18 protein-coding genes are annotated in these 23,787 nt (G+C 67.5%); 9 read left to right on the plus strand and 9 right to left on the minus strand.

Annotated elements, in window-relative coordinates:
• Positions 1 to 6: 6 nt before the first annotated feature.
• Together AC1PLS_RS02665 and AC1PLS_RS02670 are read right to left on the minus strand one after the other, a co-directional pair.
• Positions 7 to 1,965: an EAL domain-containing protein gene (locus tag AC1PLS_RS02665; RefSeq protein WP_184432311.1), complete on the minus strand. Its 1,959-nt coding sequence runs from the start codon at positions 1,963 to 1,965 to the stop codon at positions 7 to 9.
• Positions 1,966 to 2,003: 38 nt separating this feature from the next.
• Positions 2,004 to 2,630, minus strand: coding sequence for a DUF4126 domain-containing protein (locus AC1PLS_RS02670; protein WP_039811635.1), 627 nt, complete (start codon positions 2,628 to 2,630; stop codon positions 2,004 to 2,006).
• A 143-nt stretch (positions 2,631 to 2,773) separates the two neighbouring features.
• On the opposite strand from AC1PLS_RS02670, the gene AC1PLS_RS02675 reads away from it, so the two are divergent.
• The 6 genes from AC1PLS_RS02675 to AC1PLS_RS02700 all read left to right on the plus strand — a co-directional run bounded on the left by AC1PLS_RS02675 (position 2,774) and on the right by AC1PLS_RS02700 (position 8,520).
• Complete coding sequence (locus tag AC1PLS_RS02675; RefSeq protein WP_102254950.1) at positions 2,774 to 3,511, plus strand: DUF6776 family protein; 738 nt, start codon at positions 2,774 to 2,776, stop codon at positions 3,509 to 3,511.
• A 3-nt stretch (positions 3,512 to 3,514) separates the two neighbouring features.
• On the plus strand, positions 3,515 to 3,964 hold the full coding sequence (locus AC1PLS_RS02680; protein WP_039513525.1) for a bactofilin family protein: 450 nt from the start codon (positions 3,515 to 3,517) through the stop codon (positions 3,962 to 3,964).
• A gap of 82 nt (positions 3,965 to 4,046) precedes the next feature.
• Positions 4,047 to 4,433 (plus strand): iron-sulfur cluster insertion protein ErpA, encoded by a 387-nt coding sequence (erpA, locus tag AC1PLS_RS02685; RefSeq protein WP_024938186.1) that lies wholly within the window; start codon positions 4,047 to 4,049, stop codon positions 4,431 to 4,433.
• Positions 4,434 to 5,079: 646 nt separating this feature from the next.
• Positions 5,080 to 6,342 carry a lipase family protein gene (locus AC1PLS_RS02690; RefSeq protein ID WP_481104176.1) on the plus strand — a complete coding sequence of 421 codons (1,263 nt, stop codon included), beginning with the start codon at positions 5,080 to 5,082 and terminating at the stop codon, positions 6,340 to 6,342.
• Between the two features lie 314 nt (positions 6,343 to 6,656).
• Positions 6,657 to 7,547, plus strand: coding sequence for an NAD(+) diphosphatase (nudC, locus tag AC1PLS_RS02695; RefSeq protein ID WP_039531650.1), 891 nt, complete (start codon positions 6,657 to 6,659; stop codon positions 7,545 to 7,547).
• A 79-nt stretch (positions 7,548 to 7,626) separates the two neighbouring features.
• A complete protein-coding gene (locus AC1PLS_RS02700) occupies positions 7,627 to 8,520 on the plus strand; it encodes a hypothetical protein (RefSeq protein ID WP_184551359.1) in 894 nt (297 codons plus the stop codon).
• Between the two features lie 41 nt (positions 8,521 to 8,561).
• On the opposite strand, the gene AC1PLS_RS02705 is transcribed toward AC1PLS_RS02700, so the two are convergent.
• The 4 genes from AC1PLS_RS02705 to AC1PLS_RS02720 all read right to left on the minus strand — a co-directional run bounded on the left by AC1PLS_RS02705 (position 8,562) and on the right by AC1PLS_RS02720 (position 12,450).
• Positions 8,562 to 8,972 (minus strand): DUF2752 domain-containing protein, encoded by a 411-nt coding sequence (locus AC1PLS_RS02705; RefSeq protein WP_481104177.1) that lies wholly within the window; start codon positions 8,970 to 8,972, stop codon positions 8,562 to 8,564.
• Positions 8,972 to 9,316, minus strand: coding sequence for a CD225/dispanin family protein (locus tag AC1PLS_RS02710; RefSeq protein ID WP_016902410.1), 345 nt, complete (start codon positions 9,314 to 9,316; stop codon positions 8,972 to 8,974). The genes AC1PLS_RS02705 and AC1PLS_RS02710 overlap by 1 nt, the downstream gene beginning before the upstream one ends.
• A gap of 241 nt (positions 9,317 to 9,557) precedes the next feature.
• Positions 9,558 to 11,480, minus strand: a complete 1,923-nt coding sequence (locus tag AC1PLS_RS02715) for an MFS transporter (RefSeq protein ID WP_481104178.1) — start codon at positions 11,478 to 11,480, stop codon at positions 9,558 to 9,560.
• Between the two features lie 67 nt (positions 11,481 to 11,547).
• Entirely contained in the window at positions 11,548 to 12,450 is a 903-nt protein-coding gene (locus AC1PLS_RS02720; protein ID WP_102250942.1) for a LysR family transcriptional regulator, read from the minus strand.
• A 97-nt stretch (positions 12,451 to 12,547) separates the two neighbouring features.
• On the opposite strand from AC1PLS_RS02720, the gene AC1PLS_RS02725 reads away from it, so the two are divergent.
• Entirely contained in the window at positions 12,548 to 13,738 is a 1,191-nt protein-coding gene (locus AC1PLS_RS02725) for an MFS transporter (RefSeq protein WP_481104179.1), read from the plus strand.
• A gap of 131 nt (positions 13,739 to 13,869) precedes the next feature.
• On the opposite strand, the gene yccS is transcribed toward AC1PLS_RS02725, so the two are convergent.
• The 3 genes from yccS to purH form a co-directional block, all read right to left on the minus strand.
• On the minus strand, positions 13,870 to 16,083 hold the full coding sequence (gene yccS, locus AC1PLS_RS02730) for a YccS family putative transporter (protein ID WP_126965255.1): 2,214 nt from the start codon (positions 16,081 to 16,083) through the stop codon (positions 13,870 to 13,872).
• A 116-nt stretch (positions 16,084 to 16,199) separates the two neighbouring features.
• On the minus strand, positions 16,200 to 17,495 hold the full coding sequence (purD, locus tag AC1PLS_RS02735) for a phosphoribosylamine--glycine ligase (protein ID WP_481104180.1): 1,296 nt from the start codon (positions 17,493 to 17,495) through the stop codon (positions 16,200 to 16,202).
• A 120-nt stretch (positions 17,496 to 17,615) separates the two neighbouring features.
• Positions 17,616 to 19,199 carry a bifunctional phosphoribosylaminoimidazolecarboxamide formyltransferase/IMP cyclohydrolase gene (purH, locus tag AC1PLS_RS02740; protein ID WP_102580342.1) on the minus strand — a complete coding sequence of 528 codons (1,584 nt, stop codon included), beginning with the start codon at positions 19,197 to 19,199 and terminating at the stop codon, positions 17,616 to 17,618.
• Positions 19,200 to 19,513: 314 nt separating this feature from the next.
• Between purH and AC1PLS_RS02745 the strand changes: the two genes are divergently transcribed.
• Together AC1PLS_RS02745 and AC1PLS_RS02750 are read left to right on the plus strand one after the other, a co-directional pair.
• Positions 19,514 to 19,828 carry a hypothetical protein gene (locus AC1PLS_RS02745; RefSeq protein WP_184432299.1) on the plus strand — a complete coding sequence of 105 codons (315 nt, stop codon included), beginning with the start codon at positions 19,514 to 19,516 and terminating at the stop codon, positions 19,826 to 19,828.
• A gap of 144 nt (positions 19,829 to 19,972) precedes the next feature.
• Positions 19,973 to 23,695: an Ice nucleation protein gene (locus tag AC1PLS_RS02750; RefSeq protein ID WP_184432297.1), complete on the plus strand. Its 3,723-nt coding sequence runs from the start codon at positions 19,973 to 19,975 to the stop codon at positions 23,693 to 23,695.
• Positions 23,696 to 23,787 lie beyond the last annotated feature (92 nt).

The raw sequence follows: 23,787 nt of genomic DNA on the forward strand, positions 1-23,787 counted from the left end.
TGTCACTCAGAGCACCGCGTTCGTGAAGTCGAAGTCCAGTTCCTTGCCGACCGTCTGCACCAGGTTGCCCTGGATGAAGTCCACGCCGCTCATCCACATCGCCGCAGCCGCCTGCGGATCTTCGATGCGTTGGCCGATGATCAGCAGGCCGCGCTGATGGGCGATATTGATCACGCTGCGCAGTTCGTCGCGGACTGCCGTGTTGCCGTGGGCATCGGCGAAGCGGTTGGCCATGCGCACGAAGCTCAGCGGCAACTGGTCCAGCAGCGCGTTGGCCTCGTCGCCGGGCTCGAACTGGCTCAGACAGAACTGCACGCCGGCCGGCATCAATTTGGCGCAGAACTGCTGCACGGTGACCGCGTGGATCAGGGCATCGTCCAGGCGCAGGTCGACGATCAACGATTGCCCGGCCACGCCGCGCTCAAGCAGCGCCTTGAGCAACCAGTCGGCAAAGGCATCGCGCGCCAGCGTGCGCGGCGACTGCGACACAAACAACCGCAGCGGCGGGTGGGCGTGCTGGTACAGATGCAGCAGGCCGAGCGCGTGATCCATGACCTGCTGGTCGAGATCGGCGATGCGTCCGGCCGCTTCGGCGGCGGGAATCACCTGGCCGGCCGACAGCAGCGTGCCGTCGGCCTGGCGCAGCCGCAGCAGCACCTGGTATTGCGCGGTGTCGCCGCCGGCCACCGCCACGATCGGTTGATAGGCCAGTTCGAGCTGGCCTTCGACCAGGCGCAGTTGCTCCTGCTGTTCGGCCTGGCTGGGGGCCAGATAGGCCTGTACGCCGTCGCTGCGCAGGCGTGCCTGCAGCGCGGTGCGCTCGACCGCTTCCAGCGCGCTGCCGGTGTCGTCGAAGCCCAGGCCCAGCGGTGCCACGCCGATGGCGCAGCGCACGTGCACCGATTCTTCCTCGCGTACCGGGAAGGCATGCGCCGACAGCCGCTGGCGGATCTCCAGCGCATGCTGTTCCAGGCTGGATTCGGGCATGTCCACGCCCAGCAGCAGGAAGCTGTTGTCGTTCAAGCGCGCCAGCGGATACGGGTGCGCGGCGCTGGCCAGGCGATGCCCGGCCTGGGTCATCAGGCGCTCGTAGGCGGCATAGCCGTAGCGCTCGCGCAGGCCGAGCGCGCTGGCGATTTCGATGAAGAACAGGCCGCCGGCCTGCTTGCGCGCCAGCGCATCGGCCAGCAGTTCCATCACATGGCCGCGCGTCGGCAGGCCGGTTTCCGGATTGCTGCGCACGCTGACAGATTCGCCGGCCTGCTGCAGCGCCTGTTGGCGGGCGCGGCGGATGCGGTTGGACACCGCGGCGATCAGGTGGCGTGGGCGGATCGGCTTGGTCAGAAAATCGTCGGCGCCGCTGTCGAGCACTTCGAACTGACGCTCCGGATCGGGGTCGCCGGTCAAGAACACGATCGGCAGCAACTGCTGGCCCGGCTGCTGGCGGATCAGGGTGGTCAGGCGGATGCCGTCCAGCTCGGGCATGTGCAGGTCCATCAGGATCAGATCCGGGTGGTAGTCCTGGATCGCCTGCGGCACGCTGGCGGCGGTCATTTCCACCTGTGCATGCATGCCGGCGCCGTGCAGCACGCTCTGCGCAAACAGCGCCTGCGAGCGGTCGTCCTCGACGATCAGCACGCGGTACGGCGCGTCGGCGGCGGCGTTGTCATCGCCCTCGCGCGGGGGGAGGGCGGTCGTCGGTGTCGGCGCTGCGGCCGTCGCGTGCGCGCTGCTGCCTTGTGCAGCGGACTGCGCTGGCGCCATCGGCACGATCGGTGCAGGTGCGGCAGCGAGCGCAGGTGCCGGAATGATGGCCGCGCTCACCGGCTCGGCAACGGTGGCCGCCGCCGCGGCCTCGTCGGCCCAGCGGCGCCAATAGTCGGCCGGCGGCGTTTCGGCGCGCAATGGACGATTGCGCGTGGCGGTGTCGTCACGGGTGAAAGGAACCGGATCTCGGGCGGCCATCGATACTCCCTGCAGTCGCGATGATTATGCGATGAACTTCACGATAGCGGGGAGCGACGTGCAGCCGGCGTGGTGGTGGAACGCATCGGCGCGACCAGCCGGCGCATGCCCCGCCACAGCAGGCGCCACACCCACCACACCACCAGCGTGGCCAGCACGCTGGAGCCCACGGCAACACTGAGTGCCAGCCACGGGTGCGCCAGTGCCAGCGCCAAGGCGGTGGTGGCGATGGTGTCTTCGGCCAGCGAGGCGACCCAGTTGCTGGCCGGTTCCGGCGAGGTGTTGAGCAAGGCGCGGGTTCCGGCCTTGAGGGTATGGCTGGTCAGCGCCACGCCCGCGCCGGCGGCCAGCACGCCGGTGCTCAGATCACCGTCCGGCGACAGCGTAGCCGCGGCCAGGAAGGCGCCGGCCGGCACGCGTGCCAGGGTCTGCAGCAGATCCCAGCCCGAATCCACGCCGGGAATCTTGTCGGCGAAGAATTCGGCCACCGCCAGTGCACCGGAGGTGCCCAGCACCCACCACGATTGCGCCGGGTGCAGGGCGGGCGGCAGCTCGATCCAGCCGAGCAGGCCGGCCAGGCCGACACCGAACACGGTGAGATAGACACGGATGCCGGCCAGCCAGGCCAGCAGGATGCCGATCACGAACAGATGGGCTTCGCTCATGGCGTCGTCGATCCCTGCAAACAATTGCAGAACTATCGCAGAACTTTCGGATAACCGCCGGTCCAGCGCCAGCACGACGGTCAGTGGCGCTCTGGCACACTACGCCGCCCATGACTGCGCCGGCCCGTCCGGACCCGATGCCCATGCGACCAGCCGCACGCGTTCAGATCGTCCAACGTGACTCCGGCGGTGGCCGTTCCCGCGGCCGCTGGTTATGGCTGGTGATCGCACTGGTGTGGCTGGCGTCGCTGGGCGTGACGTGGTGGATGGCCAGCCGCACTGCCGCCCCGCGTCTGGTCCAGGCCGAGGCGGCGCTGCAGCAGGCGCAGCGCAACCAGGCCCAGCAGCGTCGGCAGATCGCGCAGCTGCAGCAGCGCCAGGTCAACCTGGCGATGTCCGACAAGATCAGCCGTGCCGCCAATACCGAGGTGCAGGCCTCGCTGGCCGAGCGCGACGAGCAGATCGCCGCACTGCGCGCGGATGTGGCGTTCTACGAGCGCCTGGTGGGCTCCACCGCGCAGCGCAAGGGGCTGAACGCGCACTCGGTGCAATTCACCGCCGAGGCCGGCGGCACCTGGAACTACAGCGTGGTGCTGACCCAGAACCTCAACCGCGGCGCGATCAGCCAGGGCCAGCTGCGCTTTGCGGTGGAAGGCGTGCGCGCCGGCAAGCTGGTCACGGTGAGCTGGAACGAGCTGCACCAGAAGCCGGATGCGGCCGGGCAGCCGTACTCGTTCCGCTATTTCCAGCAATTGGACGGCAGCGTGATCCTGCCGAAGGATTTCACTCCGCAACGTGTCAAAATCTCCCTGAGCGGCGATGGGGCGCCGGTCAATCAGACATTCGACTGGAAAGTCGCCGGGAATGGCGCGGGGGAGTAGCTGATGTTCGGAAACAAATCCAACCGTGGTGCGCAGACCGTGGTCGACACCTTGATCGGGCCGCAGGTGGTCATCCGTGGCGACCTGATGTTCAGCGGCGGGCTGTATGTGGAAGGCCGCATCCTGGGCAAGGTGATTGCCGAAGACGGCGCCAGCGCCACCTTGACGGTGGCCGAGCAGGGCAGCATCGAGGGCGAGGTGCGCGCGCCGGTAGTGATCATCAATGGCCAGCTGACCGGCGACGTGCATGCCGCCGAGCGGGTCGAACTGGCCGCCAACGCGCGGGTGCAGGGCAATGTGCATTACCAGGTGGTGGAGATGAGCGCCGGTGCGCAGCTCACCGGCCGCCTGATCCATGCCGCCACCGCCGGCGCGACCGCCGCGTTGCCGGCGCCGGAGGCCGGCCGCGTCGAGCCGGTCAAGGCCTTGCAGGCCGAGACTGCCGACGCCTGAGGGTGTGGCCCGCAGCTGAAGCGGGCGCCGGATTTGGCAAGCAGCGCTTGAAGTGGGGCCGCCTGGCCCCCATGCTGACGCCATGAGCACGCTCGTTTCGCTTCCCACCGCCGCCCCGGCCCCGGACTACCAGTCCATCGACCGGCCGCTGAACTTTTCCGTGGCCGCCGCCAGCAAGGTGCGCGAGCTGATCCAGGAAGAAGGCAACGCCGAGCTGGCGTTGCGTGTGTATATCCAGGGGGGCGGCTGTTCCGGCTTCCAGTACGGCTTCGAGTTCGACGAGAACCGCGCCGAGGACGACCTGGCCGTGGCCACCGACGGGGTGACGCTGCTGGTGGACCCTCTGAGCCTGCAGTACCTGATGGGCGCCGAAGTGGACTACACCGAAAGCCTGACCGGGGCGCAGTTCGTGATTCGCAATCCGAACGCCAAGACCACCTGTGGGTGCGGTAGCAGCTTCAGCGTCTGAATCGACGCGGTTGCTGGTGCTTGGTTGTTCGTGTGTGATGTTGCGGTCGGGTCGCGGGCAATCTGCTGCCTGCGACGTTTTCAGGTCTGACATGGTGCAGTGATAACGGCAGTCGCGTGAGTGTGTCGATACGGCCTCACGCTGTGCGCCGCTTGCACGCGCTGTATGACTCTTGATGCGACGCGTGTTGCGGGTCAACGACACCGCAGCCGGGCGGATTTTCAAACGCCGATCTATGTGATCCATGCACTGCGCAGATGCTCGCCGATGCACTGGCGAAGCGCCACGCGCTATCGATGTACATGTCCAACGCGCTGTGAACATTCGCCTGCCGCGGGGTTCGCCATGCGCGCGCAAGCTTCGTGCGCGCGAGCTGGGCCGCGTGCGGCGATGGCGATACTGCACGCATGCCCAGCGCTGGTGCCAGCACATGCCGATTTGGATTCATGCATCGCGTCTTGCCTTGCGTGACGCGCGCGGGCGGTCGCCACTGCGCTGACCGAGCGTACCGCGCACCGCGCCGATCCCACCCCATGGCGCAGTCACCGCGCCGCCCAGCCCGCGGACGTTGATCGCGCAACGGATCTCGATCCTTCGACACGCCAGTCCCCTGCCCATTGCAGTCATCCACGAGAGAAGCCTCACCATGTTGCAGATCAGATCCCGATCGACGCTGGGCCTGCTGGCCATGCTTGGTATCGCCAGCGCAGTGCTTGCACCCAGCGCGCAGGCATCGCCCGCACGCGGCAGCTTGCTCAGCAGCAACTTCCTGACCAGCTACACCCGTGATGCGATTGCCGCGTTGCTCACCTCCGAGCCGAAGGCCGAACAGCCCAGATGCAACGTGCGCGTGGCCGAGTTCACCTATGCCACCGTCGGTGTCGATGGCGAGCCGGCCACTGCGTCGGGCGTGGTGCTGATTCCAGGCGGCGAGCGTTGCAGCGGGCCGTATCCGTTGCTGGGCTGGGGGCGGTCGACAGCGACGATCCGCAACGAGGAACAGGCAAAGGACATCCGTGACGCCAAGGGCGACGACCCGCTGGTCACACGGCTGGCCAGCCAGGGCTATGTGGTGGTCAGCAGCGATTATCTGGGGCTCGGTCAATCCAGCTACGGCTTCCATCCCTACCTGCATAGCGCGACCGAGGCCAGTGCGACGATCGATGCGCTGCGCGCGGCACGCAGCGTGCTGCAGCGCTTGAAGACACCGTTGTCCGGCAAGGTCATGCTGTCGGGGTATTCGCAAGGCGGCCATGCCGCACTGGCAACCCAGCGGGAGATCGAAGCGCATCTGTCCAGCGAGTTTCATCTGGTTGCCAGCGCAGCGATCTCCGGGCCCTACGCGCTGGAGCAGACCTTCGTGGACAGCTGGAGCGGGAGCAACGCGGTCGGCGAAAGCAGCTTCGGCATCATCCTGGGCAGCTACGCGATCGTCGCGATGCAGCACACGTATCGCAATATCTATCTGGCGGCCGGGCAGGTGTTTCAGGATCCGTGGGCGGCCCGGGTCGAGGCGCTGTTCCCCGGCAGACTGGGCCTGACCGATCTGGTCCTGGGCGATACGCTGCCCGGGATCGACCAGCTCAAGGCGTATTTCCAGCCTGGGTTCTATCGCGACTTTGCCAGCAACCCCGGCAATCCGTTCCGCAAGGATCTGGCACGCAACGACCTGCTGGACTGGGCGCCGCAGACGCCGACGCTGCTATGCGGTTCGTCCAACGACGCCACCATTCCGCTGAAGAATGCGGTGACCGCGATTGCCGCTTTCAGGCGTCGCGGCAGCACCCAGGCAGCGCTGGTCGACATCGGCAGTGGCGACCCCAACGACAACTCGGCGTTCGTGCATCTGACCACCAACGAACCGTGCATCGTCGCCGTGCGGCATCAGTTGCTGGACAAGCAGCGCTGAGGCCGGGAGGGCGTGTCGCTGACAGCGCTGGATGGTCGTCGCGTCCGGCATCTGCGCTGGATGCCTCACCCTGCGATGGAGCCTTGTCGCTGTCACCGGCGACACGGCTGAAGATGCCGGGATTCGGACCCGGCTGGCTGCAACACATGTCAATCGCGCGTGGCCTGCTCTGCGATGTGGCGCGCAATGTGACGCGCTCATGACCGCCCGGCGGGCGCCAGGTGGTGTCGACGTCTGAACGCGCGCCGCCGGCCGGGCCTGCATCGATGGTGCGCGGCTTGCGGGCGATGCCGATTATCGGCAGGCTTGCGCCGATGTCAGAGTCTTCTTTTTCAACCTCCGGTTTTGCCTTCACCCATGCGCCGCTGGATCGTGGCGATCTGCTGCGTGACGATCCCGCGGCGCTGGCGCGTCTGTGGCCGCAAGGCCGCGTGCTGCTGCTCGATGCCAAGGGCACTGCGCTGGCCGATGCGGATGGCCAGCCGCTGCTGATGGACGGTGCCGCGCTTGGCGACGGGCCGGACGGGGCGATCTTTCTTGGGCTGCGCGATGACGTCGGCTGGTTCTGCCTGCCATCCGATGTGCTCGGCGTGGAAGCGCCGCAGCGCATCGACCTGCGCCAGGCCGCCGCCGACTGGCCGGCAGACATTTCTACCGCGTTCGCTTACGCGCGCGCGATGCTGCACTGGCAGTCGCGCACGCGCTTCTGCGGCGTCTGCGGCGGGGCGATCGCGTTCCGCCGGGCCGGCTTCATCGCCCATTGCACGCAATGTCAGACCGAGCATTACCCACGCGTGGACCCGGCGATCATCGTGGCGGTCAGCGATGGCGCGCGCTTGCTGCTGGGGCGGCAGGCAAGCTGGGCGCCGGGGCGTTATTCGGTGATTGCCGGCTTTGTCGAACCCGGCGAGTCGCTGGAGCAGACCGTGGCGCGCGAGGTGTTCGAGGAAACCCGCGTGCAGGTGCAGGACTGCCGCTACCTGGGCGCGCAACCGTGGCCGTTCCCGGGTGCGTTGATGCTGGGCTTCACCGCGCGCGCTGCGGCAAGCGAGGTGCCGCAGGTCACCGGTGAACTGGAAGACGCGCGCTGGGTCAGCCATGCCGAGGTCACCGCGGCATTGGCCGGCGAAGGCCAGATCGGGCTGCCGCCGCGCATTTCCATCGCGCGGGCGCTGATCGAGCATTGGCATCGCGCGCATGGCTGAGCCGGGGCGGGCGCTGCAGCGCAGGCGGATCGGGTGCGCCTGCATCGGCTCGGCTAGACTCGGCTGAGGAGGCCCACCCATGTTCACCACCCTGGTTGCTGTCGTCGTCGCACTTGCGCTGGGCCACCTGGCGCCTGCCCAGGTGGCGCGGCTGCGGCGTTTCGAATGGTTCGGCCAGTGGCTGCGCCGGCTGGACAGCCATGCCGCCGGGCGCGGTGCGTGGCAGGGGCGCTATGGCGTGGTGCTGGCGCTGTTGCCGGCCTTGCTGGTGGTCGTGCTGCTGCAATGGCTACTGGACGATGTCTGGCGCGGGTTCTGGGCCTTGCTGTTCGGCGTGGCGGTGCTGGCCTGGACCTGGGGGCCGCGCGATCTGGACCGCGATGTGGAAGCGGTGATCGATGCCGACGCGCCGGGCGCGCGCCGCGATGCGATCGCGCAGCTGCAGGCCGCCGGCGGCAGCGTGCACGAGGATGCGCCGTCGCTGGTGGAAGCGGTGGTGGTCAATGGATTGCGGCGCTGGTTCGCGGTGCTGTGGTGGTTTTTGCTGCTGGGGCCGTTCGGCGCGGTGCTGTATCGGCTGACGGCGCTGGCGGTGGAAAGCCCGCTCTCGGTGCTGCTGCCGCCGCGCAACCTGGCCGGCGCGCGCTGGCTGCTGGCCGCGCTGGAATGGCCGGTGGCGCAGTTGATCACCGTGTCGATGGCGCTGGTGGGCAATTTCGACACGGTGTTCCGTGCCTGGCGGCAGGCGCATGGCAACCGCTGGTCGCTGGAGCCGCATTTTCTCGGTGCGGTGGCGCGTGCCAGCGTCAGCGCCGAGCTGCGCGAGGAGGCGCACGACTACACCGATTCGGGGCTGGTGCCGGTCTGGCGCCGGCTGCCGGAGGTGCGCGATGCGATGAGCCTGGTCTGGCGCGTGCTGCTGCTGTGGATGGTGGTGCTGGCGTTGCTTGTGATTGCCGGCTGGGTGCGGTAGGCGCGCAGCCTGATTTCGATCGCGCGGCTGTTCGCGACCTGCTAACCCGGTGCCAGCAAGGTAAACGGGTACCAAGGCAAATTCCTGGCAACCCAATACGTCGGCAACGCCCATAACCAGAACTTCGGCTCGGACATCACTGCCACCACCGGTGCGAACCAGCGCGAGCGCCAGCCGGCTTTCCAGGCAATCAGGCCGGGCAGGGTGAACAGGCCGAGCACGGCGGCCGGGTTCATGGCGAAGGCGCCGGGGAGATCGAAGTGCACCAGCGCATACAGCGCGCGGGTCATGCCGCAACCGGGGCAGTAGCAGCCGGTCACGGCACGGAACACGCAGGGCGGGAACGGGCTGTTGCTCGCGTTCGGATCGAAGCGATACAGCAACGACGCACCGAAAGCGGCCACGCTGGTGGCCGCCCCGAGTCCAAGCCAGTGGCGTGGACGTAGTTCCATTACTGCATGTGCTGCAACTGCTGCATGTAGTCCATGTAGCCCTGCATGCCGCCGGTGGCGACCATGCCGATGTTGATCAGCAGGCCGATGACGGCCAGCACGCTGGTCACGATGCACCAGGTCTTGGCGGTGTTGGAGGCACGCCGTGCGCCGTCGATGTCGCCCTGGTTGAGCAGGCCGTTGACCTTGCTGGAGAACACGATCGCCACGATGCCGGTGATCAGGGCCGGGCAGCACAGGCAGAAGCCGAGTACGGTGGAGACGATCGCCCAGATCAGGTGATTGGGAATCGGGCCCGGTGCGGCGCTGGGCGAGGGATGGATCGGCGGTGGGATGGCACTCATGGTGAAGCTCCTTGGGTGGTAAACAACAGCGAGATGTTGCAGCGCGTGGGGAAGGCAGCGATGGGCCGCGCAGGCAGCGTCCACCGATCACGGCGAACGCGTCTGACACGGTGATGTGGCGTACGACGACTTCCCCCGGTCCTTCTTGTCGCGCCCGCTAGGCGAGCGCGGCGGCAATGCGTGCAATGGCGCACAGGCTACTCGCGGCACGCGGCGGACGCAAAGCCCGCGCTGGCCGCAGTCACGGTTGATCCTGGCGCAGTGCACGGACCTGCTGTTCGAGCAGCGCGGCGGTCGCCGCGTCGCCGGGAACCGCTGGGCCGGCGGCCACTTCGATATGCGCGCGCATCCGGCGCGGCACGCGCATGCGGCCCAGGCGGGTGTCGCGGCGGCTCCACATGCTCGACCACATGCCACGCAGCGCCATCGGAATCACCGGCACCTGGCGGCGTTGCAGGATCTTTTCCACGCCCGACTTGAACGGTGCGATCTCGCCATCCCGGGTCAATGCGCCTTCGGGGAAGATGCACACCAGCTCGCCGTCGGCCAGCGCCGCATCGATACGGTCGAAAGCCTGCTGCATCAGCGCGGGGTCTTCGCGTGCGCCGGCGATCGGGATCGCCTTGGCGGTGCGGAAGATCCAGCGCATCACCGGGATGCGGAAGATCTTGTAGTACATGACAAAGCGCACCGGGCGCGGAATCACTGCCGACAGGATCAGCGCGTCCATGTAGCTGACGTGGTTGCAGACCAGCAACGCGGCGCCTTCGTCGGGCACGTGGCGGTCGATGTCGCGCGTGCGCAGCCGGTACAGCACGCTCACCAGCACCCAGCTGAGAAAGCGCATCAGGAACTCGGGCACCAGGGTGAAGATCCACAGCGCCACCAGCGTATTGGCCAGCGCCAGGGCCAGGAACACCTGCGGAATGCTCAGGCCAGGCAACGGGATGCGCACGCCGAACAGCACCAGCTGCGGTAGCTGCAGCGCAATGCCGATGATGGCAGCGGTGACGATGAACAACGAATTCTGGATATTGAGCCCGGCGATCACGCGCGAGAGTTCGGCCTTGGGCGTGCGGCTCTGGATCAGCGCAAACAACGGCACCACGAACAAGCCGGTGAACAGGCCGATGCCGACCAGATCCACGATCAGGCGCACGCTGCCGGCCTGCTGCACGAACTGGCCGATCGACAGATCGCTGACGGGCGCGCCGCCGGGACGCGCGAAGTACAGGTCCAGCAAAAATGCGCTGATGCCGAACGCGCCCAGCGGCACCAGGCCGATTTCCACGGTGCGCCCGGACAGCCGCTCGCACAGCAGCGAGCCGACACCGGTGCCGATCGAAAACAGCGCCAGCGCGAACACGTACAGATCCTGCTGCCCGCCAAGATTGACCTGCGCGTAGGTGGGCAACTGCGCGGTCAGCACGGTGCCGACGAACCAGAACCACGACACCCCGAGCACGGCGTTGCGCACCGCCGGCGTACGCCGGGTCAGGCGCATGATGGCGCGCGATTCGGGGATGGGGTTCCAGTTTATCTTCAGCTCGGGCGCGCCGGCGTCGACCTTGGGCACCAGCCGCGCGACCAGGTTGCCGGTGACGGCAATCGCGATCACCGCGGTGGCCGCGGCGACCGGCCCATGGCTGCCGGCGATCTGGAAGATCAGCCCGCCGAAGATCATGCCGCACAGGATCGAGATCGAGGTGCCCATCTCGACCAGGCCGTTGCCGCCGGTGAGTTCCTCCGGTTTCAGCACCGAGGGCAGGATGGAATATTTCACCGGCCCGAACAGCGTGGACTGCAGGCCAGTGCAGAACAGCGCGACCAGCAGGATCACCATGTTCTCGGTGATAAACCCCACCGCCGCCAGCGACATGATCGCGATCTCCATCGTGGTGGTGATCACGATGAGTTTCTGCTTCTCCAGCTTCTCGGCGATCTGCCCGGCCAGCGCGGAGAACAGGAAGTACGGCAGGATGAACAGTGCCGGCGCCAGATTGGTGTACAGCGTGCGCTGCGCCGCATCGATGCCCAGGTAGAACAACAGGCCGATGATGGCCTGCCGATAGACGTTGTCGTTGAACGCGCCCAACGCCTGCACGGCGAAGAACGGCAAGAAGCGGCGCTGCCTGAGCAGGGCGAACTGACTGTGACCGGACATGCAGTTTCCTTTGCGAACGCGCGCAGCCTAGCAGGCTTCTACGGCGCGCTGGTGCATGCCGATGGGCTCAGCGCGGCGCGCGTGCCGATGACGCACGTCGCGCGGCCTGGGCGCGCAGCAACGCCATGAAGGCCCGTGCGGCCGGGGTGGGATCGGGCCGCCACACCGCATAGGTCAGAAAGCCGAAGCGCTCCTTCAGCGCAACCGTCACCACCCCGCGCATGGCCGTGGCCATGGTCTGCGGCACGATGCCCACGCCCAGGTCGGCGGCGACCAGTTCGCGCATCAGATCGGCATGGGTGACCTCGTATTGCTGGCGCTGCCGCAGGCCGGCCTGCGCGAAGGCCGCATCGACGATGCCGCGCACGCCGGCGCCGGCGATCAGCCCGGCCATCGGTTCGTCGTCCAGCTCGGCCAGCGCCACCCGCTTGCGCGTGGCGAAGCGATGGCTGGGCGCCACGATCAAGGCCAGGGCTTCCTCGTGCAGCAGCAGCCGCTGTTCCGGCACCGCGACCTGCGGGCCGACGCCGACCAGGGCCACATCCAGCCGGCCTTCGCCCAGGTCGTGCAGCAGGGCCTCGCTCATGGCGGTGCGCAGGTGCACGTCCACCCGCGCATGCGCGCTGCGAAAGGCGCGCAGCAGCGTCGGCAGCTGCACGGTGGTGAGCGAGGAGATCTGCCCCAGCGTGAGCCGGCCGCGCACCGTGCCCAGGGCCTGGGCCATTTCCTCGTGCAGGCGCTCGGCCGCGCGCAAGGTGGCGCGGGCGTTGTGCAGAAACACCTCGCCGGCCGCGGTGGGCCGCACCTGGCGGGTGCCGCGCTCGAACAGGCGCGCACCGAGGGATTCCTCGATCTTGGCGACCTGGTGGCTGAGCGCCGATTGCACGGTGTTGCACCGGCGTGCGGCGGCGGTAAAGCCGCCTTCCTCGGCCACGGCCACGGCGAACTCCAGTTGGCGCAGGGTCAGCATGCGATCTCCAAACGCGATGGACACGGTGAAAACAATACATTGGAAAGATGCCGTGTCGCTGCCCACACTGCGCCCATTCCTACAGCAGGCACCTGCCATGACCGCCGAACCGATTGCCCACCCGCCATTGCCGCGCCGACTGGTGCTGCTGATGGCCGCCGCCACCGGGCTGGCGGTGGCGAGCAACTACTACGCCCAGCCCTTGCTGGAGACGCTGGCGCAGGCGTTCGGGATCCAGGTGCGCAGTGCCGGGGCGGTGGTGACCGCCGCGCAGCTGGCCTACGCGGCGGGGCTGCTGTTGCTGGTGCCGCTGGGCGACCGGCTGGAGCGGCGCGGGCTGATCGTCGGCCTGTTCGTGCTCAGTGCGCTGGGGCTGCTGGTGAGCGCCGCCTCGCATAGCTTCGGCATGTTGCTGGCCGGCACGATCGTCACCGGTGCCAGCTCGGTGGCGGCGCAGATCCTGGTGCCGTTTGCCGCGACCCTGGCCGCCCCGCACGAGCGCGGGCGGGTGATCGGCACGGTGATGAGCGGCCTGTTGCTGGGCATCCTGCTGGCGCGCACCGCGGCCGGGGTGCTGGCCGGCGTTGGCGGCTGGCATACGGTGTACTGGATCGCCTCGGGCCTGTTGCTGGTCACCGCCTGGCTGCTGTGGCGCGGACTGCCGCGGCACCCGGGCAATGCGCAGCTGTCGTATCCGCAGCTGGTGGGTTCGGTGCTGACGCTGCTGCGCGACGATGCGGTGCTGCGCTCGCGTGCGGTGCTGGGCGGGCTGATCTTTGCCGGCTTCAGCATGTTCTGGACCACGCTGGCGTTCCTGTTGTCCGGGCCTGCGTATGGCTATGGCACGGCGGTGATCGGGCTGTTCGGCCTGATCGGTGCGGCCGGCGCGCTGGCGGCCAACCGTTCCGGTCACTGGTCCGATCACGGCCATGGCGACCGCGTCAGCTGGGGCGGGCTGGTGATGCTGCTGCTGTCGTGGGGATTGCTGGCGTTTGCGCCGCAGTCGATCGCGCTGCTGATCGTCGGCGTGCTGCTGCTGGATATCGCGGTGCAAGGGGTGCACATCGCCAACCAGAGCGTGATCTACCAGCGCAATCCGAACGCGCGCAATCGCATCACCTCGGCCTACATCACCTGCTACTTCATCGGCGGTGCGGTGGGTTCCACGCTGGGCACGGCGGCGTATGCGCAGGCCGGCTGGAACGGTGTGGTGATCGGTGGGGCGGTGCTGGCGGTGGCGGCACTGGGCTGGGTGGGACTGAGCGTGGCGCGCAAGCACTGGAAGTAGAGGCGGCTGCCGGAACGGCGCCGCGGCAACCGGATCAAGTGGCCTGCGCGCGCACCACGAAGCGTCGGCATCGCCGCCCACATCGATGCGGCAGTGGCTGCGCGGCGTGCATGCGCACCGCCGACGACGCGCTAGGTCTTGCTGGTCGCCAGGCGCGGTGTGCCTTCTGCCGGCGCGGTGGTGACCGCCACGGCAGCGGCACGCAGTTTGGGCAGCAGCCGCAGGGTCAGTGCCAGCTGGTCGCGCACCAGGCGCTGCTTGGGCGGCAGTTGCACGGCATGCTGCTCCAGCGCTTCGGCGGTGGCGATTTCCTGGCTTTCGTCGTGCGCCGGCAGCGGCTGGCGTTCGCGCAAGGCGGTGGCGATTTCGCCCAGCGCGCGCTGCAGGTAGTCGCCGGCCTGCGCGATGGCGGGATCGTGTTCGCCATCGAGCGCGGCGCGGTGCGCGCCGAGCGCAGACAGATAGCCGAGCAAGGTGTTGGACAGCGCCAGGAAGCGGAAACCGGCATCCAGGTTGCGCCGATAGCGGCCGGGTTCGCGCAGCATGTTGGACAGCGCCACCGACAACGCGGCATCGGCGTTGTGCATGTCGCGGCGCGCGATGCGGTAGGGCAGGTCGTCGCGCATGCCGCTGGCGTATTGCTCCAGCACCTGGGCCAGATAGCGCGCGCAGCTGGCCAGCACCGTGGCCATCACCTGGTTGAGGCGGCGGCCCTGCCAGTCCGGCAGGATCAGGAACGAGGCGGCCGCGGCGATTGCGCAACCGATCAGCGTGTCGATCAGGCGTGGCCAGATCAGCACGAAACCATCGCCAAGTAGGTTGAAGCAGAACAGCGCCATCACGGTGATGCCGGCGGTGGCCAGCATGTAGCGATCGGTGCGGGTGATGAAGAAGATCAGCGCGGCGGCCAGCGCCAGCAGCAGCTGCACTTCGGTGCCGGGGAACAGCTGCATCAGCGCCCAGGTAGCGACCAGGCCGATCAGGGTGCCGGCGATGCGCTGTACCAGCCGCAGGCGGGTGGCGCCGTAATTGGGCCGGCACACGAAAGCGGTGGTGAGCAGGATCCAGTAGCCGTTGTCGGCATGGATGGACTGCATGATGGCGTAGCCGACCACCAGCGCGATGGCCATGCGCAGGCCGTGGCGGAACAGCACCGAGCCGGGCGTGAGTTGCTGCATCAGACGCGCGGCCATTTCGCGCAGGGTGTGCGGCGAGGAGTCGCGCAGGCGGGTGTCGAGGTTGTCGCTGGTGGAGTCGGATTGCGCCGCTTCCGACAGCTTGCGCTCGATGCTTTGCAGGTTGGTCACCAGCAATTCCAGCGCGCCGAGCAGACGCGCCAGTGCGGGGTCGGCACGCGCGTGCAGGTAGTCCAGCGATTGCCGCAGGTCTTCGGTGGCCAGGCGGCTGTTGTCGCCGTAATCGAACGGATGGCGCAGGCGGATCGCCTCGCCCAACGCGGCGCAGGCCTTGCCCTGCAGCGCGAGCAGGCGCTGGCAGCGGTACAGCACGTCGCTGTGGAAGAACGCGTCGGTCAGCGCTTCGTAGGGATAGTGCGAGGAGCTGGCGCGCTCGTGGAATTCCTGCGCCATGTAGTACAACCGAAAATACAGGCCCGATTGCACGCCCGGCCGCCCCGAGCGGCCGAAGCGGCTCATGATCGCGGTCTTGGCGGCATTGAGCGCGCCGACCACCTTGGCGTTCTGTTCGGCCAGCGCCAGCCGGCGTGCGTGCAGGTCGCTCTGCCGCACCGGTTCGAACAGGTCGGCCTTGAGCTTGAGATAACGGCCCAGCTCGAAGAACAGCCGCGACAGCCGCTCGCGCACCGGGCGATTGGCGAACAGCAGGGTCCACAGGATCGACAGCACGCCGTACCAGGTGGCGCCGATCAGCAGCAACATCGCGCCATGCCAGGCGATCGACGGATCGTGGCTGCCGTGCTGGTCCATGCCGATCATGGCGTAGATCGACAAGGCCACGGTGGCCTGCGCGATCGAGGCGTAGCGCTCGCCCAGCGCGCCGAGCAGGGTCAACGAGAAGGTCGCCACCGCCATGCCGGTCACGAATGCCAGCGGATACGGGAACAGCAGCACCACCGACGCGGCAGCGGCGGCGAAACACAGCAGCGACAGCAGCACCGACTTGATGCGGCCCAGCCAGTTGTCGTCGGTCTCGGCGATGGCGCTGGCGATCGCGCCCAGGAACAGCGCCGGCACCGCGGTGAGCTGCTGCCAGTGCCAGCACACGCCCATCGCCACCGCCAGCGCGATGAACACGCGCAGGCCATAGCTGGCCTTTTCATGGGCCCACAGACGGCTCAGGCGGGTTTCGAAGGAAGAAGTGGCCACAGTCTCTGCAAGGCAAGGTGCCCGGCCATTATTGCCGCAGGCACGCGCCATCGGGGTGGAGGGCGGCTAGTTCTTTGTCAGTAGCCGCGTTGTCGCAAGTGCCTGGGGCAAGCCGCTCAGGCCTGTGCACCCTGCTCGCGGGCGATCGCACGCCAGCCGATGTCGCTGCGCCGGAAGGCGCTGGCCCAGTGGATTGGCTGCAGACCGGCATAGGCATTGCGCTGCGCTTCCAGCACGCTATCGCCCAGCGCGGCCACGCACAGCACGCGGCCACCGGCACTGACCACCTCACCGTTTGCATTCAATGCGGTGCCGGCATGGAAGACCTTGGCGGTGGCCGGCACCGCGTCCAGGCCGCTGATGACCTCGCCGGTGATCGGGGCTTCGGGATACGGCCTGGCGGCGATGACCACGCCCAGCGACGGACGCGGGTCCCACTGCGCCTGCGCGGTGTCGAGCTTGCCGTCGATGGCGGCGTCCAGCAGATCCACCAGGTCCGACTGCAGGCGCAGCATCACCGGCTGGGTCTCCGGGTCGCCGAAGCGCACGTTGAACTCGATCACCTTGGGCGCGCCATGCGCATCGATCATCAGCCCGGCGTACAGGAAGCCGGTGAACGGCACGCCGTCGGCGATCATGCCTTGCACGGTCGGCTCGACCACCTCGCGCATCACCCGCGCGTGCACCTCGGGCGTGACCACCGGAGCCGGCGAGTACGCGCCCATGCCGCCGGTATTGGGGCCGGTGTCGCCATCGCCGACACGCTTGTGGTCCTGGCTGGTGGCCATCGGCAAGGCGTGGGTGCCGTCGACCATCGAGATGAAGCTGGCTTCTTCGCCATCGAGGAATTCCTCGATCACCACGCGCGCGCCGGCATCGCCGAACGCATTGCCCGAGAGCATGTCGCGCACCGCGTCTTCGGCCTCGCTCAGCGTCATCGCCACGATCACGCCCTTGCCGGCGGCCAGGCCGTCGGCCTTGACCACGATCGGTGCACCTTTCTCACGCACATAGGTCAGCGCGGCGTCCACCTCGGTGTGCACCGCGTAATACGCGGTGGGGATGCCATGGCGCGCCAGAAAATCCTTGGCGAAGGCCTTGCTGCCCTCCAGCTGCGCGGCCTTGGCGGTGGGCCCGAAGATGCGCAGGCCCAGCGCGTGGAAACGGTCGACCACGCCCAGCACCAGCGGCACTTCCGGGCCGACCACCGTGAGCGCCACGGCTTCGCGCTGCGCCAGCGCCAGCAGGCCATCCAGGTCGTCGACCTTGATCGCGACATTGCGGCATTTGGCTTCGGTCGCGGTGCCGGCATTGCCGGGTGCCACCAGCACCTCGCTCACCTGCGCAGACTGCGCGATCTTCCAGGCCAGGGCATGTTCACGGCCGCCGGAGCCGATGACGAGGATTTTCATTTGAGTGCCGAGATTGGGGAGTCGTGATTGGGGATTGGTTGAAGCAAGGCAGAGACCGGAAACAGGAGAGACCAGAGCGACGTTGCCACTCCCGAATCCCCACTCCCGAATCCCGGCACGTCAGTGCCTGAAATGCCGTACGCCGGTGAATACCATCGCGATGCCGTGTTCGTCGGCAGCGGCGATCACTTCGCCATCGCGCATCGAGCCGCCGGGCTGGATCACCGCCTTGATGCCGGCGGCAGCGGCGGCATCGATGCCGTCGCGGAACGGGAAGAACGCATCCGACGCCATCACCGAGCCGGCCACCGTGAGCTTGGCTTCCTCGGCCTTGAGCGCGGCGATCTTGGCGCTGACCACGCGGCTCATCTGCCCGGCGCCCACGCCGATGGTGCGGTGGTCCTTGGCGTAGACAATCGCGTTGGACTTGACGTACTTGGCCACGCGCCAGGCGAACAGCAGGTCGCCCAGTTCGGCCTCGCTGGGCGCGCGCTGGGTGACCACGCTCAACTCGCCCAGCGACATGCCGCGGTTGTCGGACGACTGCATCAGCAGGCCCGAGCCGATCCGCTTGGTGTCGTAGTTGTTGAGGCCGTTGCCGTGCGGGATCTTGAGCACGCGCACGTTGGCTTTCTTGGTCGCGTAGTCGAGTGCGCCCGGCTCATAGTCCGGCGCGATCAGCACCTCGACGAACTGGCGATCCAGAATCGCTTTCGCAGTCGCCGCATCGAGGGTCTTGTTGAAGGCCAGGATGCCGCCGAAGGCGCTGGTCGGGTCGGTGGCGTAGGCCAGCTCGTAGGCATCGCCGCAGCCTGCGCCCACCGCCACACCGCAGGGGTTGGCGTGCTTGACGATCACGCAGGCCGGTGCATCGAACTGGCGCACGCATTCCCACGCCGCGTCGGCATCGGCCAGGTTGTTGTAGCTCAGTTCCTTGCCCTGCAATTGCTGGAAGGTGGCCAGCGTGCCCGGCACCGGGTACAGGTCGCGGTAGAACGCGCCGGCCTGGTGCGGGTTCTCGCCGTAGCGCAGGTCCATCACCTTGACGAAGTTGGAATTGATCTGTGCCGGGAACGGGCTGCGCGTGGGCACGTTTTCGGTGCTATCGGCCACCGCCGACAGATAGTTGCTGATCGCCGCGTCGTACTGCGCCACGCGGTTGAACGCGGCCACCGACAGCGCAAAGCGCCTGGCCGCCGACAGCTGGCCGTCGTTGGCGTCGAGTTCGGCCAGCAGCTCGGCGTACTGCGCCGGGTCGGTGGCCACCGCCACGCGGGCGAAGTTCTTCGCCGCGCTGCGCAGCATCGCCGGGCCGCCGATATCGATGTTTTCCACCGCATCGGCCAGCGTGCAGTCGGCCTTGGCGGTCACCGATTCGAACGGATACAGGTTCAGCACCAGCAGGTCGATCGGCACGATGCCGTGTTCGGCCATCACCGCTTCATCGATGCCGGCGCGGCCGAGCAGGCCGCCGTGCACCAGCGGGTGCAGGGTCTTGACGCGGCCGTCCATCATCTCCGGGAAACCGGTCAGCTCGGCGACGTCGGTGACCGGCAGGCCCGCCTCGCGGATCGCCTTGGCGGTGCCGCCGGTGGACAGCAGCGCGACGTTGCGCGCTGCCAGCGCGCGGGCCAGATCGATCAGGCCGGTCTTGTCGGAAACGGAGAGCAGGGCCCGGCGCACGGGCAGGAGATCAGAGGCCATCGGTGGGGGATATCAAAGCGGAGCAGCCCATATTGTAGGCCGCGCCGGCGCTTGAATGGACCCGAGCGCCCGCAATGGCGTCGATCCATGCGCCGAAAAGGCGCTGCCAGGCGCTGCTGCGGCCGATGGCGGGCGCGCGGCGGCATCAGCGCCGACCGGGCGTTCGCGGCAGCGGTGGCGTTGCTGGTGGCCGCCGCGGCATCCGCTGTGGCCGGGCATGAACGTGTGCCACCGCGACGGGATTCGATGATTGCGCAAAACTCTTTTTGGTTCCGGTCGTGCACTGACGAACACAATCCGGAGCCGGTCGCAGATTGATCAAAAAGACCGGTCTTCGGGCGTGCAACGCATGCCTGTTCTTCGGTCATGCGCACTTGTCTTCTGTTGCGGCGACAGTTGCCAGCGCCGGGCTGACCGACGATCTGTGCTCGCTGATCGATTCACTCAACCGGTTCACCAGCAACGACGCTTTCGGCGAGGCGTCCCGTCGCTACTTGCTGCAACGGCTGTCGCGCAGGAGCCAGCCTTGCCATCACTCCCCGCTGCGTCTTGCCGTCACGGCCGTCCATGACCCTGCGATTCAAGCAAGACACCGCAGCGCGCGTGCGCCTTGTGGCGTTCGTCGATGACCAACCGTCGCAGTGCCGGTACTGCCCTTGCCAATGGGCCGATCCGTCTCGCCCTCACGGCGGGACGCTCCGCACCCGTTCGTCGGCCAGGGCATGCATGCCGGTTTGCGCAGCTGCTCGGAACATTCCTATGAGATCACCCTTATGAATCGCGAAAAAGTCCTGGCATTACGCACCTGCACCAACAACATGTCCGATCACTGCGGGCTGATCTGGCCGCAGTCGGGCAGTGTCGAATGCCGGCATTGGCAACCCACCATCAAGCAGGAAAACGGCCTGACCGGCCTGTTGTGGGGACAGGGAACCAATGCGCATCTGAACATGCATGCCGATGCGCACTGGGTGGTCTGCATGGTCGATACCGCCGACATCATCTGGCTGGGCGAGGAGGGCATGATCAAGTTTCCCCGGGCCGAGGTGGTCTACGCCGGCAGCCGTGCCGGTGCCATGCAGTGCATTGCCGCGGGCATTGCGCAGCACGCGCCGCCCCAGCCGGAGCCGCCGGTAACGCCGGTCATTGCCGCGGATTTCATTCCCAAGGCAGCGCAGGCGCAATTCACCGCACCGCTCGTCGAAAGCGCTGCGCATTCCACCGCGCCAGTGCCGGTCGCGACGCACGGCATCGATCCACAAATCGCACAGGCTACAGCTGCGATCCTGCGCACACGCGAAATCGCCACCTACGGCAGCACGCTCACCGGCGCCGATCAGAGCCAGCTGATCGCAGGCTATGGAAGTACCGAAACCGCGGGTAACGGCAGCGAGTTGATCGCCGGCTATGGCAGCACCGGCGTGGCCGGATCCGACAGCACCATCGTCGCCGGCTACGGCAGTTCCCAGACCGCAGGCGGCGGCAGCACACTGACGGCCGGCTATGGCAGCACCCAGACCGCGCGCCATGGCAGCGATCTGACTGCAGGTTACGGCAGCACGGAAACCGCGGGTGCAGACAGCTCGCTGATCGCCGGCTATGGCAGCACGCAAACCTCCGGCGGCGACAGCTCGTTGACTGCCGGTTACGGCAGCACCCAGACCGCGCAGAACGGCAGCGACCTCACCGCAGGCTACGGCAGCACCAGCACCGCGGGCACCGACAGCTCGTTGATTGCCGGCTATGGCAGCACCCAGACTTCGGGCGGAGAAAGCTCGCTGACCGCCGGCTATGGCAGCACGCAGACCGCGCAAGACGGCAGTGACCTCACCGCCGGCTACGGCAGCACCGGCACCGCAGGTGCCGACAGCTCCCTGATTGCCGGTTATGGCAGCACGCAGACCTCGGGCAACGACAGCTCGCTGACGGCAGGCTACGGCAGTACGCAGACCGCGCGCAGCGGCAGCGACCTGACCACCGGCTATGGCAGCACCTCCACCGCCGGCGCCGACAGCACGCTGATCGCCGGCTATGGCAGTACGCAGACCTCCGGCGGCGACAGTTCGCTCACTGCGGGCTACGGCAGCACGCAAACCGCCCGCAAGGGCAGCGACCTCACCACAGGCTATGGCAGTACGTCCACGGCCGGTGCCGACAGCACCTTGATTGCCGGTTACGGCAGTACGCAGACCTCCGGCGGCGACAGCTCGCTGACCGCCGGCTACGGCAGCACGCAAACGGCGCGCAAGGGCAGCGACCTGACCACCGGCTACGGCAGTACCTCCACCGCCGGCGCCGACAGCACGCTGATCGCCGGCTATGGCAGTACGCAGACCTCGGGCGGTGACAGTTCGCTCACTGCGGGCTACGGCAGCACGCAAACGGCGCGCAAGGGCAGCGACCTGACCACCGGCTACGGCAGTACGTCCACGGCCGGTGCCGACAGCACCTTGATTGCCGGTTACGGCAGCACCCAGACCTCGGGCGGGGAAAGCTCGCTCACCGCCGGCTATGGCAGCACGCAGACCGCGCGCAAGGGCAGCGACCTCACCACCGGTTACGGCAGCACGTCGACAGCTGGTGCCGACAGCACGCTGATTGCCGGTTATGGCAGTACGCAAACCTCCGGTGGCGACAGTTCCCTGACGGCGGGATACGGCAGCACGCAGACTGCCCGGAAAGGCAGTGACCTCACTGCCGGCTACGGCAGCACCTCCACCGCCGGTTCGGACAGTTCATTGATCGCCGGCTATGGCAGCACGCAGACGGCCGGCTTCAAGAGCATCCTGACCACCGGCTATGGCAGCACCCAGACCGCGCAAGAGGGCAGCATGCTCACTGCCGGCTATGGCAGTTCTTCCACCGCAGGCTCGGACAGCTCGCTGATCGCCGGCTACGGCAGCACCCAGACGGCCGGCTTCAAGAGCATCCTCACCGCCGGCTACGGCAGCACGCAAACCGCGCAGGAACGCAGCACGCTCACCACCGGTTACGGCAGCACCTCGACGGCAGGGCATGACAGTACGCTGATTGCCGGCTACGGCAGTACGCAGACGGCCGGCTACAAGAGCATTCTCACCACCGGCTATGGCAGTACCCAGACCGCGCAGGAAGGCAGTTCGCTGATCGCCGGCTACGGCAGTTCCTCCATGGCCGGCCCGGACAGCTCGCTGATCGCAGGGTATGGCAGTACCCAGACCGCCGGTTACGACAGCACCCTGACTGCCGGTTACGGCAGCACCCAGACCGCGCAGAGCAGCAGCTGGCTGATCACCGGTTATGGCAGTACCTCCACCGCCAGCTTCCAAAGCTCGTTGATTGCCGGCTATGGCAGCACGCAGACGGCCGGTTACGAAAGCACGCTGACCGCCGGATACGGCAGCACCCAGACCGCGCAGGAAATCAGCTGGCTCACCACCGGTTACGGCAGTACGCAAACCGCCGGCCATGGCAGCATCCTGACTGCCGGTTACGGCAGCAATTCCACCGCCGGCTACGAAAGTACCCTGATTTCCGGCTATGGCAGCACGCAGACGGCTGGTTACGAAAGCACCCTGACGGCCGGTTACGGCAGCACGCTGACCGCGCTGGAAAACAGCTCGCTCACCGCCGGCTATGGCAGTACCGAAATCGCCGGGTTTTCCAGCACCCTGATCGCCGGTTACGGCAGCAGCCAGACCGCCGGTGGCGACAGCACGCTGACTGCCGGCTATGGCAGCACCCTGACCGCGCAGGACAACAGCTCGTTGACCGCAGGCTACGGCAGCACCGAAATCGCCGGGCAGGACAGTTCGCTGATTGCCGGTTATGGCAGCAGCTTGACCAGCGGCGTGCGCAGCTATCTGACCGCCGGCTACGGCAGCAACCAGATCGCCAGCTATGGCAGCTCGCTGATCGCAGGACACGAAAGTACCCAGATTGCCGGTCACCGCAGCATGCTGATTGCCGGCAAGCTGAGTTCGCAGACGGCCGGTTCGCGCAGCACGCTGATCGCCGGCATGGGCAGCGTGCAGACCGCGGGTGACCGCAGCAAGCTGATCGCCGGCGCCGACAGCACCCAGATCGCCGGCGATCGCAGCAAGTTGCTGGCCGGCAGCAACAGCTTCCTCACCGCCGGGGACCGCAGCAGGCTTACCGCCGGCGATGACTGCACGCTGATGGCGGGTGACCGCAGCAAGTTGACCGCCGGCAAGAACAGCATCCTGACGGCGGGCGCCAACAGCAGATTGATTGGCAGCCTGGGCTCCACCCTGACCGGTGGCGAAGACTCGGTGCTGATCTTCCGCTGCTGGGACGGCAAGCGCTACACCAACATCATCGCCAAGACCGGGGAAGAGGGCGTCGAGGCCGACACCGCCTATCAGATCGATGACGACAAGAACGTGGTGGAGAAGTTCGACGATCCGTTCGACACGCTCGCCACCATCGTACCGGACCATGGCGGCGGCCCGGCCCCGGCAGCGGATCATGCAGCGGTGACGCAATTGCCGAACTGAGCAGGTAACTCGCCCAGGCGATCGGCATCGCCGATCCAGCACTGCAGCCAACCGCCGGATCCTCGGCGGTTGGCCCGATCAGATGAAGAGCG

The sequence above is a fragment of the Xanthomonas sp. NCPPB 3218 genome, assembly GCF_056725185.1.

Excerpts from the sequence above, each read along its gene's own strand:
- AC1PLS_RS02690 (WP_481104176.1), top strand. The coding sequence starts at position 5,080 with ATGTTGCAGATCAGATCCCGATCGACGCTGGGCCTGCTGGCCATGCTT.
- AC1PLS_RS02665 (WP_184432311.1), bottom strand. The coding sequence starts at position 1,965 with ATGGCCGCCCGAGATCCGGTTCCTTTCACCCGTGACGACACCGCCACG.
- AC1PLS_RS02725 (WP_481104179.1), top strand. The coding sequence starts at position 12,548 with ATGACCGCCGAACCGATTGCCCACCCGCCATTGCCGCGCCGACTGGTG.
- AC1PLS_RS02705 (WP_481104177.1), bottom strand. The coding sequence starts at position 8,972 with ATGGAACTACGTCCACGCCACTGGCTTGGACTCGGGGCGGCCACCAGC.
- AC1PLS_RS02750 (WP_184432297.1), top strand. The coding sequence starts at position 19,973 with ATGAATCGCGAAAAAGTCCTGGCATTACGCACCTGCACCAACAACATG.
- AC1PLS_RS02670 (WP_039811635.1), bottom strand. The coding sequence starts at position 2,630 with ATGAGCGAAGCCCATCTGTTCGTGATCGGCATCCTGCTGGCCTGGCTG.
- AC1PLS_RS02675 (WP_102254950.1), top strand. The coding sequence starts at position 2,774 with ATGCGACCAGCCGCACGCGTTCAGATCGTCCAACGTGACTCCGGCGGT.
- nudC (WP_039531650.1), top strand. The coding sequence starts at position 6,657 with ATGTCAGAGTCTTCTTTTTCAACCTCCGGTTTTGCCTTCACCCATGCG.
- purD (WP_481104180.1), bottom strand. The coding sequence starts at position 17,495 with ATGAAAATCCTCGTCATCGGCTCCGGCGGCCGTGAACATGCCCTGGCC.
- AC1PLS_RS02715 (WP_481104178.1), bottom strand. The coding sequence starts at position 11,480 with ATGTCCGGTCACAGTCAGTTCGCCCTGCTCAGGCAGCGCCGCTTCTTG.
- AC1PLS_RS02700 (WP_184551359.1), top strand. The coding sequence starts at position 7,627 with ATGTTCACCACCCTGGTTGCTGTCGTCGTCGCACTTGCGCTGGGCCAC.
- AC1PLS_RS02680 (WP_039513525.1), top strand. The coding sequence starts at position 3,515 with ATGTTCGGAAACAAATCCAACCGTGGTGCGCAGACCGTGGTCGACACC.
- purH (WP_102580342.1), bottom strand. The coding sequence starts at position 19,199 with ATGGCCTCTGATCTCCTGCCCGTGCGCCGGGCCCTGCTCTCCGTTTCC.
- AC1PLS_RS02720 (WP_102250942.1), bottom strand. The coding sequence starts at position 12,450 with ATGCTGACCCTGCGCCAACTGGAGTTCGCCGTGGCCGTGGCCGAGGAA.
- erpA (WP_024938186.1), top strand. The coding sequence starts at position 4,047 with ATGAGCACGCTCGTTTCGCTTCCCACCGCCGCCCCGGCCCCGGACTAC.
- AC1PLS_RS02710 (WP_016902410.1), bottom strand. The coding sequence starts at position 9,316 with ATGAGTGCCATCCCACCGCCGATCCATCCCTCGCCCAGCGCCGCACCG.